Source organism: Oceanobacillus sp. FSL W7-1281, assembly GCF_037969835.1.
In the GTDB taxonomy this organism is placed as follows: Bacteria; Bacillota; Bacilli; order Bacillales; family Amphibacillaceae; genus Oceanobacillus; species Oceanobacillus oncorhynchi.
The window spans coordinates 1,434,191-1,451,479 of the sequence record NZ_CP150214.1 but is presented as its reverse complement, the minus strand read 5'-3'; the positions used below and the strand labels follow the sequence as shown (position 1 = coordinate 1,451,479).

Sequence of the window (17,289 nt, the reverse complement as noted above, 5' to 3'; positions counted from 1 at the left end):
ATCATTTATAAACCGTGATGTGGTTAGTTCACATCACGGTTTACTATAATTTCTAATATAGTTTTTTTATCTTCATCCATACAATATAGGAGATAGTAAACGTTGATTATTCTTCCTCTTCATTATCACTATCACCATCAGAATCCTCAGCTTCTTCGTCGTGATCTTCTTTGACTTCAAAATAGGAATCTAAAACACGTTCTCCAACTTTTAAGTTAATCTGATCTCCTTCACCAATTCCAACATGCGGTACAACTACTGCAAAAGCAATTTCCGGATCATCAAATGGTGCATACCCGACTAAGGTTAAATTATTGAGGTCAAACCGCTCTCCATCAACAAATTCCGCTGACTCTGCTGTCCCTGTTTTTCCTGCCGGGTTATATGATTTATCATCGAAATAATCATTACCTGTTCCTTGTGACCCTTGATAGGAAAGACGAAACCCGTCCTGCACACGACTAATTTCATCATCTGTCATCTCAATTCGGTTCATCGTCGTTGTATTGGACGAATAATACAATGGGCCAAACTCATCCATGGAAGCAACTGGATCACGGGCTTCCTTTAAGAAATGAGGCTGAACACGATAGCCATCATTCGCAATCGTGGATACATACTGAGCAAGCTGCATGGTCGTATACGTATCATACTGCCCGATGACAAAATCAAGCAGATTCCCTGGATTATCAGGAACCTGTCCTCTTAATCCAGTACTCTCATATGGGAAGTCCACTCCTGTAGTCGAACCGAGTCCGAATTGATTAAAATAATTTTGCAGGGTTTGCAAGGTTTCACCCATGTTTATATCTAAATTGGCATTTCGCGGCATCGGATGACGATAGTCTCCCCCTAACCGCAAGGCGACATAGAACATATAAACGTTAGAGGACCTTTCCAGTGCAGTTAAATCATTTACCGTTCCCATATCTTGAACCGACCTTTTCACTTCCGATCCTGCCAGCCGCATCGGTGCATCGTTAAACGTTTCCCCGGGAGAAATAACTTCGGAATCATAACCTGCCAGAATTGTTGCCCCTTTAATACTGGAACCAGGCTCATGCGCGTTAGCCAACGCTGTAAACCCGGCATTATTATTATATTCATCATTCTCGGTATCATATTCTACACCAGAAGTGGCTAACAGTTCTCCCGTTTTCGGATTCATAACAACAGCATAGGCATTGGTTGCAAACCGATTTTCATATGGGCTGCTTGCTTTCATGGATTGAAATTCATCTAATAAAATATCATCCACTTCCTGCTGAAATTCTAAATCTGTCGTTAATACTAAATCTTTTCCCCGTTCGCCGTCCACAATCGTTTCTGAACCGATAATCGATCCATTTTGGCTTGTCGTATATTGGATTTGTTCTTTACGACCGCGAAGGAAATCTTCATATTGCTCCTCAAGTCCACTTGTACCAACACGATCGTTTCTGCTGTAGCCCATTGTTAAGTAAGCATTCAAATCCTCTTCAGGAATACCTTCTTCCTGACTGGAGACGTTGCCTAGAATACTAGTTAACGTGTCTCCATTTGGATAAATGCGGTCCCAATCTGTGCTGGCATTGATTCCAGGCAGTTCATCTAAATTTTCCGCTACAGCTGCATATTCCTCGGCTGTGACATCTTCATTTTTGACAACCTGCGGGGTTAAAGCATAGGCACTATCCAATTCTTTTTTTATCGCAATAATCTCTAATTCATCATCTGTAAAATCGGAAATTTCTTCATCTGTGATTAATTCCAGCGTGGCATCATATACCTCGGAATTCTCCATTTCTTCTGTATTGACCGTCTCTAGCCGCTCTTCTATCTCTTCCTCATGATGCAATAGATAATATTCTCTTCTATCTCTGTCTGTGATTCGATCGATGGTTTGTTCATCACCCATATCGATATATTGCGCCAGCTTTTCAGCTACTTCCAGACGCTCCTCTGCTTGCACATCATTCGAAGGTGTGTACGTAATAGAATACATTGCTTCATTATCTACAATAAGTTCTCCATTGGTATCATAGATTTTCCCCCGGGGTACGGGTACGTTCGTTGTATCTAAATTCGTCCTCTGAATTTCATCTTGATACGATTCTCCATTTAAAATCTGAACAACACCTAACTGAAGTACGAGCGCAGAAAATAATAGGAAGATAGCAAAAAAGAGGATATTCATACGTATAGAGAGCGGGGCTCGTTTTTTCTTATTTTTTTTGTCTGCCACTTTTCCCCTCCTTGTTCTATTTCAAGTATATTATCAAATGATATCTTTCTTGAAATACTTTGTCAGCTGATTGAGCAACAAATTTAAAATAATTCATTCTGTTGGTTATTCCCATTTCAGATTGTAAAGCTCAAGTATGTACATATCAAGTTAATCAATCCGTTTTAATGTTTTCAGAAATTTCTTTTTAATATTGGTACGCTTTTTCATCTATTTAATACCTCTTTCCTTGTATAAATAAACCCTGTTTTATAAAAAATCCCTTTATAAGATATGAGGCAGTTATTTTTCTAACGAGAACCTGACCTATGGACAATTCAGCAGTGTTTTTGCTCACCAGGGATTAATGAATTCCAAAGAGCTCCGAGAGAATATATTACAGGATAACTTTGCTGAATTAGGAGTTGGTGTCGATTTTAATAATGACAATCAGCCATTTTTCACAGAGAATTTTTTAAATGATCAGTGGTTATACTAACGCCCAAACAGCTATTTAAAAGGGATATCTCCATTGATTCTGGAAGAGAAGAAATATATTTACTTTGAATTTGCCTTTGCTTCTTCTCTTCCTACATAATAATGATAATAAATTATTAAAGCACCTGCGTTATAAGCTTTCCTTACTAGAAGAATCGCCATATTTTAAAGCATATACTTTGAAATTTTTACAGCCTCTCTTCTATCGGGATTTCCCATGACGAATTTATTTCTTCTCGATGGCAAATTACCTGCCCATCATTATAATAAATTATCTTCAAATGGCAAAACCTAAGGTAATATTACATTCTCCCGTATCATTCCCTATGTTTAAGAGGTGACAACACATGAATTTACAACAACTATTGAAAAATATTAGTAAACCGATGAGTATACCGAATATGATAATCAATAAAATAACAACGAATTCCAAATCTGTAGATGAAAATGACTTATTCATCGCTATAAAGGGATACAGTTTTAATGGTCATGATTTTATTAATCAGGCAATCAAGGCCGGTGCGGTTTGTATTATAGGAGAAGAAGACCTCCAAGAGTTATCCGTACCATATATTCGAGTTCCTGACAGCCGTCTGGCTTTAGCTGAAATAGCTTCTGAATTTTACGGAAACCCCGCAAAAGACAAAAAAATAATTGGTATCACCGGTACAAACGGGAAAACCACGACAGCTTATATGATAAAACATATTTTAGAGGAGTCTGGTCATACATGTGCCATGTTTGGATCCGTAAACACGATAATCAATGGGGAAACGTATCCTTCGCTGAATACAACACCCGATGCGCTGAGTCTGCAAAAGCATCTGGCAATAAGTAAGGACGAATTTGTTATTATGGAGGTTTCTTCACATGGAATAGCGCAGGGCAGGATACATGGGATTGAATTTGATTTTGTTCTGTTTACCAATTTAGACCACGACCATCTCGATTATCATCACACGATGGAAGATTATTTCTTCACCAAAGCAAAAATGTTTAAAACCTTAAAAGCTCATGGATATGCGATTATCAACAACTATAATGAATGGGGAGCAAAGCTTAGCAGCATGCTTCCATCCCGTAATTTCTCCTTAATTACTTTAGGGAATAAAGAAAGCGATGCGCTAAAGATAAATAAAATAACCCCTGATTTTTCTGAAATCTCCTATAAAGGATGTAACCTTCCCCTTCAATTAACTATCCTGGGACAGCATAATACGTATAATGCGGCGATGGCTTTTTTGACAGCTTCACAAATAGGCGTACCTGTTCCGCAAATTATAAACGCATTACGTACATTCTCTGGTGTTCCTGGAAGGTTTGAAATATTCAGGCGCACAAACGGAACCACAATCGTTGTAGATTATGCCCATACTGCAGAAGCTTTTTCTAATTGTCTTACAACTGCTAAAATCGAGGGCGCCGAAAAAGTCTTTCATGTTTTTGGTTTTAGAGGAGACAGAGATTCCAGTAAAAGAAATAAAATGATAACTGTTTCTAAAAAACTGGCGGATGAAATCATTCTTACATTTGATGACTTAAATGGCGTCCCCTCTGCTGCTATGCTGCAGGAGCTCAATGAACTAAACGAAGGACAGGTTATTTCAGATCGCACCTTAGCTATACAGTATGCTATTGAAAAGGCAGCGGAAAAAGACTGGGTAATCATCACGGGGAAAGGAAATGAACGTTATCGCTTGGATTTCAGTTTGCCAGTGAGCTCCGATAGAGAAACTGTGGAGTATGTTTTGCAAAAAGAAGGGAAAAGGGTGTTAGAAAAGGAACATTTAAAACTGCGTAATTTATTAAAATAGCTGCGAATAAAGTGAAACCTCATTCCGCAAGGGGTAAAAAGAAAATCCCTGCTGAATAAGGTTTCACTTATCAATTTATGATTTAAAATGTTTCCTCCACAAAATCACTAATCACCCCTATCGCCGCTTTACTCCCTTCACTTGCAGCAATAATCAGCTGCGGCGGACCAGATGCAGTATCTCCGCCGGCATAAATCCCTTTGATACTTGTCCGCCCTTGCGAATCTGTTTTAATTCCACCCATATCGTTCAATTCTAAACCCAGGCGCTCAGCAAAAGGGGCAGCCTGCTCCATTTTATAAGATATAAAACCAGCTTCTTTATACAATTCGTTTCCATTTTTAAATAAAATTGCTTTTAATTGCCCATTTTCTCCTTGCAATCGTAAAATTTCGTCATCTATAACCTCAATTTGCTTTTGCTTCAAAATATCCCTTTCTTCCGCAGAGAAGCTTTCCTTGCCATTTGTACAAACGGCTATATCCGTATTCCAATTAGATATCATCTTTATACCATGAAAAGAAAATTCTCCATCAGCAATATAAACCAGCGGCGTATCCTTTAGCTCCCATCCATCACAGAAAGGACAGGCAAACAGACTCTTTCCATAAAAATCATGGATTCCTTGGATATCAGGCAATACATCCTTCAGTCCTGTCGCCAGAATAATGGTTTTTGCTTCGTAATCCTTCCCTGCTTCTGTGTGAATGCGAAAAGGAGAAGCAGCCGAATCTATATCAGTCACCCGGTCTTTTTGAATCACTATATTCGGATACTTTTTTAAATCTGCATGGGCCGCTTTCCGAAACTCAGCTGGTTTCACGCCATCCCTGGTAATAAAATTATGAGATTCCTGTGTGACAGCATTGCGCGGGGCATCATTATCCAATAAAATTACTTCTTTTTTTCCTCTGCCTAAAACAAGAGATGCATTTAACCCGGCAGGGCCTCCCCCGATAACAGCACAATCATATACCAATATAATCTCCTCCTTCGTTACGCAGGTTCTGTTTTGCGTAATTTTTATTAACTATATCGTAATGATTACGATTTATCAAGCAGGGAGATTCTTTCTTATCCATTCTTTGATTCAAGCAGAAGCTGATGAGATTCTTTTTTACTTCAATCTGTACTTTATGTAAAATAAAAGAACCTATAGAAAAATATCCCGTCTTCTAATAGATTCTACTTATTTTTATATTTCATTTCTGAATTCGTTATTAAGAGCTTAGCACCTTGATCCCCTTAACAATATTCCAGATAAAATAATAAATATCAATGATAAAGCAAATAGCTATCGCAATTATCATTGCAATAAATAATCCGCCGCTTACTTCATCTGTCCAAACTTGTCCGATGCCAATTGAAAAGATAATGATTCCTGCAATGATGGTTGCGATAATTGGAATAAGATGTGTCCATAAGGCTTTCTTCGCGTGCCCTTTTGTTTCCTCCTCTCCAAGAATCCATACCAAAATCGGAAATAAAAATGGCGCAAAAAAGATACTAAAATAACATAATGATGATAATAATTTATTCCCTTCCATCCAATAAACTCCTTCAATATTCTCTAATAATAAGGAAGTTATTTTATCATTTCCTTCCTCAAAAATACACCCTCTTTTAATGATAAAAGGGTGTATGTAAACAATAAATTATTTAAAAGTTTTCTGCCACGTAATCACTGAGTACACTTATCGCCGCTTTGCTTCCTTCAGCCGCAGCTACAATCTGCTGAGGCAGACCGCCGGCATTATCTCCTGCAGCATATACACCTTTCCTGCTTGTGCGTCCATAGGGATCTATTCTAATTCCCCCCGCGCCATTGGATTCTAAACCCAGACGCCCGGCAAATGGTGCAGCCTGCTGTAATTTATACGAAATAAACCCGGCTTCGCGACGGAGTTCCTTCCCATTCTTAAATTGAATGCTTTTTAATTGCCCGCCTTCTCCTTGCAGCCGCAAAATTTCGTCTTCTATAACCGGAATATTCTTTTGTGCTAGGATAGCTTTTTCCTCTGGAGATATACTATCCTTCCCATTTGTGCAAACAACAATATCCTTGCTCCAATTCGAAACCATTTTCACACTGTTAAAAGCATGTGGATATGCAGCAATATAAACCAATGGAAGATCTTTCAGCTCCCACCCATCACAGTACGGGCATCCGAAAAGACTTGTTCCGTAAAATTGTTGGATACCTTCTATCTCAGGAAGAATATCTTTTAATCCCGTTGCCAAAATAATTCTTTGCGCATCAAAGACCTGCCCTCTCCCTGTTTGAATCTGAAAATAAGAGGCAGCCGGAACAATATCAACCACTTGATTTCTTTCAACGGAAATCGTTGGATATTTATTTAAATCTTCATAAGCCGCTTTTTTAAATGCTGCTGGATGAATCCCGTCTCTGGTAATAAAATTATGAGATTCCTGTGTTATGGCATTACGAGGTGTATCGTCATCAAATAAAATAACTTCTTTTCTACCCCTGCCTAAAATAAGCGATGCATTTAATCCGGCAGGTCCTCCTCCAATAACTGCGCAATCATACAACATGATGATTTCCTCCTTTTTACTGCAGGATGAAATTTCGTAATGATGAATTTACTATAAAGGAATCTCTGTGCTTTATCAAGATGGAAGGCAATACAATTCACATCATAGGAAAATGAAAGCCCTTCGAATAATTCATTGTTATCCACAAAGCTTCTCTACTTGAATTAGATTTACATTTTTATTCCAAAAAAACACTTGAAAAAGGATTCGCTTCTTCAAGTGTTTTCCATTATATGTAATTTTATTTTTTGGCATGACTGTATTTAATAGTATACATCAACGAAATATATAAGTCTATTTTTTTCTTAATTTCATTGCTAAAATGAACAAGACATTCAGTTAAGGGGGATTCGCAATGGCATTTGAGGAAGAAAAAAAGGTATTACATGGAACCTTAGCAATTATCAATAAGCAATATGAACGTTTAGCCGAAATACCGGAATATATCGGCGATGATTTTACAGAAAACGTATTGGAAGACAGCCGACAGCGTGTAAGAGAATCTCTGACGATTGCTAAAAAGGAACCTTATTTTGCCCGTCTTGATTTTAAAGAAGAAGAAAATGAGGAAGTGAAAGCCACCTATATCGGGAAAGCCGGGGTTTTTGATGAGCATACCGGAGATGTTCTGATTACGGATTGGCGTGCCCCGATAGCCAGCCTGTTCTATGGCTTTAGCGGGAGTGAGGATGACGTCTACTATCTTTCACCAGACGGCATCGTAGAGGGTGAAATTTATTTAAAAAGAAATATCGTCACTTATAATCAGGAGCTGCAAAGAGTGGTAGACCGCTATATTCGTGGAGAGCAGGAAGCTTCAGGAGGAGATGAATTCTTATTATATAAGCTGGAAGACCAAAAGGATAATAAACTTCGTGATATTGTTGCAACCATCCAGGGAGAGCAGAATGAAATCATCCGTTATCCTTTAAACAAGGCTGTTATAATCCAAGGTGTTGCCGGAAGCGGAAAAACCACTGTGGCACTGCATCGATTAGCTTATTTATTATATGAATACCGGGAGCAATTAACGGCGCACCGGATGATTATTTTTGCACCGAATACCATCTTTCTTGATTATATTTCACAAGTATTGCCGGAATTAGGGGTCGGAGATATTGTCCAGACCACCTTTCCAAAATGGGTCATGACCTCCATTATCGATGATCCGAAATGTAAGCTGGAATCTCTTAGCGAAAGAAGGAAAGCATTTTTTGAATCCGGCACAGTGGAACAAACTAATTGGAAAGGTTCTTTAGAATTCCAGCAGCAAATTAGGGAGCAGTTATCACAATTAGAAAAGGATTGGATTCCGGAAGAAGATTTTATTCCCTGGGAAAATAAGCGAGGCGTCCCCTTAGAACAAATTAACAATTGGATTGAAGCAGATTTTAAAGACAATCCGGTCACAAAAAAATATGATAGGCTTAAAGCAAAATTGACACGCTGGATAGAAATAGAAGCTAAGATGTATGAAGAGAAAAAAGAACAGGAGCAAGCACGTAAAGATGGCAAAAAGGAATTAAGAAGATATTTACGGAAATGGAAAAAAAGAAAACCTTATGAACTGTACGCACAAATCTTAAAAAAGATGGAAAGAACGGACCTTTTGCCGCCTAAGGATAAAATAACTTTAGATGACCTGGCTCCCCTGCTCGATATTCATGATTATTGGTATGGAATTGAAAGAGACGAGCGATTTGATCATGTGGTGATTGATGAAGCACAGGATTTTTCCCCCTATCAGGTTTCTGTATTGCATGCACGGACAAAAACAGCGTCATTTACGATATTAGGAGATTTAGCACAAGGTATTCACAGCAACGAAGGAATTGACGAGTGGGAAAACTTTATTGACCTTTTCGGCACATCCCGCTCAAAATTCTTCCAAATGACAAAAAGCTACCGCTCCACTTATGAGATTATTGCGTTTTCCAACATCATTCTCCGTCATCTTGCCAATCGTCCGGCCTATGCAGAACCGGTATTTCGAAGCGGTGAGGAGGTACAGATCCAACAAGTAGATACAAAGGAAAAATTAGAGAAAATTACAAGCTGGATACATGATATGAAAAATAAAGAGATGAAGACCATTGCAGTTATTTTAAGATCGGAAGCTGATTGTAATGCAATTTATCCGAAGCTAAAAGAAAAGATTCCAGAGTTAACCATGATTACTACCGAGGATAAGTCGTATGAAGGAGGAATTTCCTTATTGCCTGTGTATGTATCCAAAGGGCTGGAATTTGATACTGTCTTAATGATTGATGTGGATGAAAAGCATTATCCGGCGACCGAGCAAGCTGCAAAGTTATTATATGTTGGCTGTACCAGAGCGCTGCATCATTTATCCGTTATTCACAGCGGAAATGCATCGAAGCTGATTTCTAATGAATAAATATTAAATTAGACAGAGATGAAACGGGATTCATTTGGCTGGTGGCAGTTGCTTTTTATTTCAGTATAAAAAGTGAGCAGTTTGAAATATAACCTGCTCACTTTTTTTATACTATAGCATGCGGATTACCTATTCTTCTTTTCCTTGCTTGCCTGCAAGCTTTTTAATCTCTACTTCGCTGTACTCTGTAATTTCTGCTACTTCGCTGATAGACATGCCCTTTTTTATCAATTTTAAAACGATTTCTTGCTTTCCTTTTTCTATCCCTTCCTCTTTTCCTCTCTCAAAATAAGAATTCGGCAGCTGCAGTACCACTTCTTTTTCCTCCTCCGGTAAGTTTTCCATTTGCTCCATCATTTGCGCTTCCTCCTCTTTGTTTAGTTTTAGATAAGTCTCGAAATAGCCATATAGAAACTCCATTTGCGCCGGGTTGATTTTCATCCGGGTGACCATACGCAGAAACTCCAGCTTTACCTGAACCCGCTCATGCTCTTCATAGCCCATTTGACTGAGCAATGCTGCGGCGGCCGGATTGTCTGATTGAATATATGCTCTCCAGTCTTTCTTGATTAAATGTAATTGTAAAAAGTTAAATTGAAGGACGTCTTGGGTGGGGGTATCGATTCTGAATTGCGTCGATTCTTCTTTTTCCCTATTATAACTCAAAACAGCGATGGGTTGAATGGGTTTGCGGTGTTTGGCGTAAAGGTAAGAAAAATAGAGAAACATCCTTTCGGGGAAATCCGCTTCATGAGTTGATTGGGCTTCGGTATGAATATGGAGTATTTTGTCTTGGTGGTTCAGCTTTACTGCTGCGAGAACGTCTATTTCCTTTTTACGGCCATTGATATAGTCCAGATACACTTCTTGCTCAAGGAAGGACACGTTGGAGAAGTCAATGTAGGGATAGAGATTGGGGAAAAAAGCTTCGATAAATTCTTCAAAAAACTCTTGTATCAGCTTTTTTGTCAGCCGATCATGCTTCATGTAGTCTGCTTTTTCTTCGTAAATAACCGGGAATGTAAACAATAGAACACTTCCTTTCTTTGAATTGTCTTTATTTTACCAATCATTTAAAAATAAAGATAGTCTTATTTTCAATGGAGCGAGGAATCAAAGTCCCAATCTCAGTCTCAGTCTCATCCAGTCACACTGCGATAAAATCTCCTAACTTGAAATAAGCAGCATTACCAAACTATATCCACCTACTCCAGCTGCATAGGTGGATTTATATTTCTGCTGCATTTTATCAGCCTACAAAAGCGACACCATAATATGTTAGAACTGCAATAACAATCCCATATACCAAAATACTTGCACCAGCGGATATGAATAACTTCACCTTATTCATCCCAATTCCATTAGCAATCACTGCAACAGCCCAAGAACCAATAATCGGTGTAAGCAAGACAACGACTAACGGTCCCTGCTTTTCGATACGATGCTTATACCTGCTGTTTGCTAATTTATCCAGCCATTTCTTAATACGTTCCGATTTTGCAAGAAGCTGATAGAAAAAAGCAATGAACGGGATCGGAAGAAAATTCCCAAAACTGGACCAGATAATGGAAGAAACCGCATCTAATCCCATCACCATCGTAGCTGGAATTGCAATATATATTTCAAACATTGGAAAGAACCCAATAAACCATGCAGTAGCTGCTAAGCTCAAATAATTTAACATAAATAGATTCTCCTTTTTTCTTACACTACATTTTCCTGATTCCTATAGTATAATATAAAGTATATGGTTACCGTATACTCAAGCGTAAAGTTGGTGATAAAATGGACTCTGCCAAAAAATTGATGACAACTGGAGAATTTGCAAATTTATGTGATGTGAAAAAGCAAACGCTATTCCATTATGATGAAATTGGTCTGTTAGAACCCGAATACAAAAATGAAAATGGATATCGTTATTACACAATTCAACAAGCTGAGGCCTATAGCATGATTGATATGTTAAAAGAAATTGGAATGTCTTTAGCTGAAATCAAAGATTTTTTACAATCTAAAAATACAAAGAAAATCACTGATTTATTAACGGAAAAAGAAAAACTGGTGGATATAAAAATCCGGAAAATGCAGCGTATCCAGCACCTCATTAAAAATCAGAAAAAACAAATGGAAGAAGCATCACAATTAGACCTTGATCAATTTACTATCGAGGATATGGAAGCAGAGCAGATTGTATTAAGCGAAAATATTTTAAATCAATCACATAAAGACATCACAAAAATGGTCATATCGTTTATGAAATATGTAAAACATGGCGAAATCAATGTGGAAAATTGGGGCGCTCTTATTCGCCACGAACAAATAGAAACAGGAGATTATTTAAATTATTCCTATTTCTATTTGCGTGAGAACCAGCTTCATTTAACAGAAACATTTGAGAAAAAAGCCGGAAAATATGTCATTGGCTACCATAAAGGAAGCTATATGCATACGTATCAAACATATGAACAAATAAAAGATTATTTGAATGAGGCAGGATATCATATTTGTGGTGACAGCTTTGAAGAGTATCTATACCTAATGGATGGGAGCAGTTTGAATGTAAGAGCAAATTACGTAATAAAAATAATGATTGAAGTAGAGAAAAATAAATAAGCGTCCTGCAGTATTGCTTGCTCTGTATCCGTTTAATCAGAGTTATATTGTGATAAACCAATAAAATTACCGTCTTCATACTAATAGAAAACATGGACTTATCTGTACGCTTTAAACTGCGAGGGTCAATTAAAACAGACCCTCCTTTAAATTCACATAGTTCATCTTATATCCAGCTTTTACAACTGCTCAACATATTGCCATAAACTTATTGTCTTAATACCTTCTCCATATTCATGCAGACTGGTCCGCACAACTTAAATTCTTTTCACACTTCCTCGTTTCCTTCAGCCATGACCGACATAACATTATCCAGCAAATCCCTCAGCTTTTTCATTTCCGGTACTGCATTGCAAAGATAGTAATAATTCTTTGTTCCTTCCCGGCGGATATCAACGATTCCAATTTGTTTCAAAATCTTTAAATGATGTGATACAGCTGGTCTTGAGAGCTTCGTAGCTTCCGTTAAATCAATCACACGCAAACCTTGACACCCATTACAAGCATGGTCATTCAATAAAGCAACAATGATGATTTGTCTTTTTTCATCCCCTAAAGCGATAAGAAAATCCTTAACTTCATCAAATTCATTTTTTAAATTCTCTATTTCATTTGTTTTCATATATATCCTCGTTTCATTTGAATAATCAATTGTTCAAATTATTAAACCATTAATTTTCAAACACGTCAATAGCATGAACCCGTTGCGCATAATTAGAAAATGATTTTTGAAGTTACTTTTCATTTGATTAGTTGACATTTTTTGAAAATCAAGCTATCATTCATTATTAGTTCAACTGTTTAAATGTTTAAACCATTATTCTAATAAGGAGATTTATCAAATGAAAAAACAAATGAAAGCAATGCTTATTCATAAATATGGACAAAAAAATATGCAATTGGAGAATGTTCCTATTCCTGAAATATCTGATGACGATGTATTAGTAGAAATTCACGCTGCGAGTATTAATCCAGTTGATTTCAAAATTAGAGACGGAAAATTAAAGCCGCTCATCAACTATAAGATGCCATTGATTCTTGGAAATGATTTTTCCGGAACAGTCATCAAAACCGGAAAAAATGTAACGAAATTTAAAGCTGGAGATTCTGTTTATGGGCGTCCAAGAAAATCAAGAATCGGAACGTTTGCTGAATATATCGCTATTCATGAGGATGATATTGCATTCAAACCAGAAAACGTAACATTTGAAGAAGCGGCAGCTGTACCATTGGTTGGGTTAACTACCTATCAGGCATTTCATGACATATTAAACCTTCAGCCGAAAGACAAAATTTTAATTCAGGCAGGCTCTGGCGGAATTGGAACCTTTGCGATTCAATTAGCTAAAGAGATGGGAGCTTATGTCGCTACAACCGCAAGCAACGCCGGGAAAGATTTAGTAGAAAACCTGGGGGCAGATAAGGTCATAAACTATCGAGAGGAAAATTTTGAAGAAGTATTAGCTGATTATGATTATGTGTATGATACCTTAGGTGGTGATGCTTTAGTTAATTCGTTTAAAATCCTAAAGGCCGGCGGGAAAATTGTATCAATCTCTGACCGCCCAAATGGCCGCTTCGGAAAAGAGAATAATTATCCTTTTTGGAAAACAATCGCTTTTAGATTGGTTTCAAGGAAATTAACAAAATTGGAAAAGCAATATCAAGTGCAATATAACTTTTTATTCATGAAGCCCAGCGGCGAGCAATTAAATAAAATCAAAGAACTTATCGAGGCTGAAAAAATCAAACCATTCATTGATCGGGTCATTCCTTTTGAAGATGCACAAAAAGCAATGGAATATTCAGAATCAGGCAGGGCGAAAGGTAAGATTGTTATTAAAATAAAGTAACTTGTTCTTGATGTATGTTTAAAAAATAACTTTCGCTACTTAACCAGCAGGACAGAATCTTTTTAAATAAGATTCTGTCCTGCTGGTTAGCTTATTCATATTAGAAGGTATATACGAACTGGGCTAATTGAAAAAAGCATAAATCCAATATTCCGCCCTTTACTTTCTACTCAAACTCCTATATTATATATCTAAATGATATATATCAAAAAGATACAGGTGAGATAAATGCAAAAATACAATGATAGCACATACGCCATACTCGGTATTTTAACCACAAACTGCCGTTCAGGCTATGAAATCAAACAGTTTATTGATAATAGCTTGAACCATTTTTGGAAAATCAGCTATGGACAGATTTATCCGACATTAAAGCGGCTGGAGGAAGAAGGTTTGGCTACGGTTCAAACCTCAGCACAGGAAGGGAAACCAGAGCGTAAGGAATATTTTCTGACGGAAAAAGGAAAAGAGGTTTTAAAAAATTGGCTGGAGAAGCCCTTAAAGCAGTTGCCAGTCGAGCGGAATGAAGTATTGCTGAAGCTGTTTTTTGGCAGGCATCAGACAAAGGAACAAAGTCTCTATCTGTTAGAGGATTATAAGCAAAAGCTAAAGAATCTGTATCAAACATACGAAGGAATCGAAGAAGGCATTGCCCGTCATAACCATCATCAACATGATGCGAAATATTGGCTGTTTACCTTAGATTATGGAAAACGTGTGACAGAAGCTGCTATTGCATGGTGTGACGCCACAATAAAGGAACTCTAATTTTTAAGGAGGAATCATCCATGGGTAAAAAAATCTACTCTGGCAGATATACTACGGAAAACGATCAGGATGTTGTTGTTTTTATTATTGGGATGCGTATCAATAAAAGGCTGGCGGTACGGAAATGGGGACCTGTGTTTACCGCCATGCCTGGTATGATCAGAGAATTGTATGAAAACCAGGAGGAATTAGGATTTCTTTCCATGGAAAGCTATTTTGGCCTGCGCACTACCATCATGGTTCAATACTGGCGTTCTACAGAGGATTTACTCGCTTATGCCAAAGGAAAAAAACATTTGAAAGCATGGCAGAATTTCAACAAGAAAGTTGGGGAAAATGATGCTGTCGGCTTCTATCATGAAACCTATCAGATAAAAGCTGGCAATTATGAATCCGTCTACCGAAATATGCCATTATTCGGGATGGGGAATGCGAAAAAGCATATTCCTATCACAGCACAGCATACTTCTGCCCGTAAACGGCTGCAATGTGTGAAAGCAAACTAAGTTAATTTTAATTTTCAAGATTTCCCTCTTAAAAATGGGCTATTTATTAAAAACAAAACTCCAAAACTTACATGTCTTTGGAGTTTTGTTTTACGATTAAGTTTTATCTTTTGGTTCTGCTTCCTCCGTTTTATCCTCCATAATATCATTCGCCGTGCTCTTAAATTCTCTTAATGTTTCTCCAGCTGCTTTACCAATCTCCGGTAATTTTTTCGGTCCAAAAATGATTAATGCCAGAACAACAATAAGGATTAATCCAGGAATTCCTATGTTTGCTAACCCCATCAACACTCTCCTCCAGCTCTCAATATATTTTTCTTACATTAAACCTGTTTCTTTTGACTTTTTGCCTCGACCAGCTGCCCGCCATTTTTAAGAAATTCAATCATTCCTTCCGTTGCACGATAGGTTAAAGCAGCAGCTGTGGTGGTAGGATTGGTTACTCCAAAGTGTGGAAAAGCACTCGATCCACAAACAAATAAATTATTCATATCCCACATTTGTAAATAGCTATTTACTGCTGAAGTTTCCGGGTCATCTCCCATGATTGCTCCGCCACCATTATGCTGGAAGGCAAGTACCCCATCAAAATGCTCTTGCATAGGATATTTAATAATATGTGTTGCACCCATCTCTTCTAAAATTTCAGCATGCTTTTCTTGAATAAAATCATGTATCCCCCGATCATTATCAGAGTAATCAAAAGTAATTCGAATCAATGGATCTCCATTGCTGTCCGTATATGTTGGGTCTAAATCAAGATAATTATGTTTGAATGGCAATGTGGCTCTTTGACTCGCTAACGTTACAGCACGATTATAATAAAATAAAGAACGCTCCTTAAATTCTTTTCCCCATTGCGGTGTATCTTCTGGTATGGCATTACTAGAAATAGGAGTGTTTCCCAGTATTCGCACCTCAATCTGTGCTCCATGCAAGAAATCAAGATTGGTATGGTCGATAAGATCCCCAGTAAAATTCGTTATCGCCATCCCATAAGCACCTGTTGACACATAATTATTAAATTTTTTATCATCATATAACCCAACAGAAGAAGTTGAACCATGGTGATCTGTAAAATTTCTGCCGATAATTCCTTCTCCAGTCTTTGGATTATAAGGTGCACCTATTTCCGATAATAATAACAAACGGATATTATTAAAGACAAAGCTCGTTAATACAACTAAATCTGCAGGTTGTTCAAATTGTTCCCCTGTTCGTGTATCTTCATAAACAACTCCCTTTGCTTCTCCATTTTCATGTAATATCCGTATCACTCTTGAGTAGGTGCGTAATTCAAAATTACCTGTTTTTTGTGCTGTTGGAATGACAGTTAGCACTGGATCTGCTTTTGCGCCATACTCACAATAATTTGGTGTACAAAAACCACAGTATTGACATGCATTCAACTTCTCCCCATCAGGATTCGTATATTGTTCGGAAAGCGTGCCTGTTGGGATAACAAACGGATTATATCCCAATTTTATAGCTGCCTCTTCAAACATATGCATCTGCTCATTTTTTACAAGTGGCGGTGTCGGATAATCATCTGAACGTTCCGGATAATTTGGATCCGGTTCTCCAGAAATTCCTGCCACCTTTTCAAATTTATCAAAATGCGGTTCCAATTCCTCATAAGTAATGCCCCAATCTTGAAGCGTCATTCCTTCAGGTATTTTGTCTTCTCCATATTTTTCGATTGTTTTGGAACGAATTTCAAAATCATAAGGATAATACCGATGGGTTTGTGCTCCCCAGTGACTGCCTCCACCACCAATCCCCTCTCCCCACGCAATCATCGAATGATCTCTTACTGGTTTAGCATCTTGATCTAATTTATTTCTATAAGTAATCGTTTCCCCTGTTAATTTATTTGTTCCTTCTCCACGAAGATGATACCGCAATTCATCATGCGTATGGAGATAATCTTTAATATCTTTTTCTTTTCCCTTATCGAGCCCGACAACATGATACCCTGCTTTTGTAAGCTCTGCTGCAACAATCCCTCCCATCCAGCCAACTCCTACCGTAACAACGTCTACTTTATCTAATTTTTTCGCCATAGTATCCCCCCTTCTTT

The 17,289-nt window shown here is 37.7% G+C and carries 15 protein-coding genes; 6 read left to right on the top strand and 9 right to left on the bottom strand.

All coding sequences use genetic code 11. The annotated features are described in order from the left end of the window. Positions 1-106 precede the first annotated feature (106 nt). Positions 107-2,224, bottom strand: a complete 2,118-nt coding sequence (locus tag MKX55_RS07330; RefSeq protein WP_339237228.1) for a penicillin-binding protein 2 — start codon at positions 2,222-2,224, stop codon at positions 107-109. An 824-nt stretch (positions 2,225-3,048) separates the two neighbouring features. Here MKX55_RS07330 and MKX55_RS07325 point away from each other — a divergent pair. Next, positions 3,049-4,515, top strand: coding sequence for a UDP-N-acetylmuramoyl-L-alanyl-D-glutamate--2,6-diaminopimelate ligase (locus MKX55_RS07325; RefSeq protein ID WP_339237225.1), 1,467 nt, complete (start codon positions 3,049-3,051; stop codon positions 4,513-4,515). 82 nt (positions 4,516-4,597) lie between these two features. Here MKX55_RS07325 and MKX55_RS07320 read toward each other — a convergent pair whose 3' ends face one another. From MKX55_RS07320 to MKX55_RS07310, 3 genes are all read right to left on the bottom strand, one after another. Continuing rightward, positions 4,598-5,494 (bottom strand): NAD(P)/FAD-dependent oxidoreductase, encoded by an 897-nt coding sequence (locus tag MKX55_RS07320; RefSeq protein WP_339237223.1) that lies wholly within the window; start codon positions 5,492-5,494, stop codon positions 4,598-4,600. Positions 5,495-5,735: 241 nt separating this feature from the next. Further along, positions 5,736-6,062 (bottom strand): DUF4870 domain-containing protein, encoded by a 327-nt coding sequence (locus MKX55_RS07315; RefSeq protein WP_339237220.1) that lies wholly within the window; start codon positions 6,060-6,062, stop codon positions 5,736-5,738. 112 nt (positions 6,063-6,174) lie between these two features. Next, positions 6,175-7,071, bottom strand: coding sequence for an NAD(P)/FAD-dependent oxidoreductase (locus MKX55_RS07310; RefSeq protein ID WP_339237217.1), 897 nt, complete (start codon positions 7,069-7,071; stop codon positions 6,175-6,177). A 355-nt stretch (positions 7,072-7,426) separates the two neighbouring features. Here MKX55_RS07310 and MKX55_RS07305 point away from each other — a divergent pair, with 355 nt between their 5' ends. Beyond that, complete coding sequence (locus tag MKX55_RS07305; protein WP_339183655.1) at positions 7,427-9,469, top strand: 3'-5' exonuclease; 2,043 nt, start codon at positions 7,427-7,429, stop codon at positions 9,467-9,469. Between the two features lie 129 nt (positions 9,470-9,598). Here the strand turns inward: MKX55_RS07305 and MKX55_RS07300 are convergent, their stop codons facing one another. Then, positions 9,599-10,498 carry a transposase gene (locus tag MKX55_RS07300; protein ID WP_339237214.1) on the bottom strand — a complete coding sequence of 300 codons (900 nt, stop codon included), beginning with the start codon at positions 10,496-10,498 and terminating at the stop codon, positions 9,599-9,601. 220 nt (positions 10,499-10,718) lie between these two features. Beyond that, positions 10,719-11,153, bottom strand: coding sequence for a small multi-drug export protein (locus tag MKX55_RS07295; protein ID WP_339183651.1), 435 nt, complete (start codon positions 11,151-11,153; stop codon positions 10,719-10,721). A 101-nt stretch (positions 11,154-11,254) separates the two neighbouring features. On the opposite strand from MKX55_RS07295, the gene MKX55_RS07290 reads away from it, so the two are divergent. Further along, entirely contained in the window at positions 11,255-12,082 is an 828-nt protein-coding gene (locus tag MKX55_RS07290) for a MerR family transcriptional regulator (protein ID WP_339237212.1), read from the top strand. A 268-nt stretch (positions 12,083-12,350) separates the two neighbouring features. On the opposite strand, the gene MKX55_RS07285 is transcribed toward MKX55_RS07290, so the two are convergent. Further along, the gene (locus MKX55_RS07285) at positions 12,351-12,704 is read right to left on the bottom strand and encodes a metalloregulator ArsR/SmtB family transcription factor (protein WP_339237209.1); all 354 of its coding nucleotides are present in this window, start codon (positions 12,702-12,704) and stop codon (positions 12,351-12,353) included. 232 nt (positions 12,705-12,936) lie between these two features. On the opposite strand from MKX55_RS07285, the gene MKX55_RS07280 reads away from it, so the two are divergent. The 3 genes from MKX55_RS07280 to MKX55_RS07270 all read left to right on the top strand — a co-directional run bounded on the left by MKX55_RS07280 (position 12,937) and on the right by MKX55_RS07270 (position 15,209). Further along, positions 12,937-13,935: an NADP-dependent oxidoreductase gene (locus MKX55_RS07280; RefSeq protein WP_339238455.1), complete on the top strand. Its 999-nt coding sequence runs from the start codon at positions 12,937-12,939 to the stop codon at positions 13,933-13,935. 228 nt (positions 13,936-14,163) lie between these two features. Further along, positions 14,164-14,703 (top strand): PadR family transcriptional regulator, encoded by a 540-nt coding sequence (locus tag MKX55_RS07275; protein WP_339183625.1) that lies wholly within the window; start codon positions 14,164-14,166, stop codon positions 14,701-14,703. Between the two features lie 20 nt (positions 14,704-14,723). Next, complete coding sequence (locus MKX55_RS07270) at positions 14,724-15,209, top strand: DUF4188 domain-containing protein (RefSeq protein ID WP_339237206.1); 486 nt, start codon at positions 14,724-14,726, stop codon at positions 15,207-15,209. 96 nt (positions 15,210-15,305) lie between these two features. On the opposite strand, the gene MKX55_RS07265 is transcribed toward MKX55_RS07270, so the two are convergent. Continuing rightward, a complete protein-coding gene (locus MKX55_RS07265) occupies positions 15,306-15,494 on the bottom strand; it encodes a twin-arginine translocase TatA/TatE family subunit (protein ID WP_339183621.1) in 189 nt (62 codons plus the stop codon). A gap of 38 nt (positions 15,495-15,532) precedes the next feature. Next, complete coding sequence (locus MKX55_RS07260) at positions 15,533-17,272, bottom strand: GMC family oxidoreductase (RefSeq protein ID WP_339237203.1); 1,740 nt, start codon at positions 17,270-17,272, stop codon at positions 15,533-15,535. Positions 17,273-17,289 lie beyond the last annotated feature (17 nt).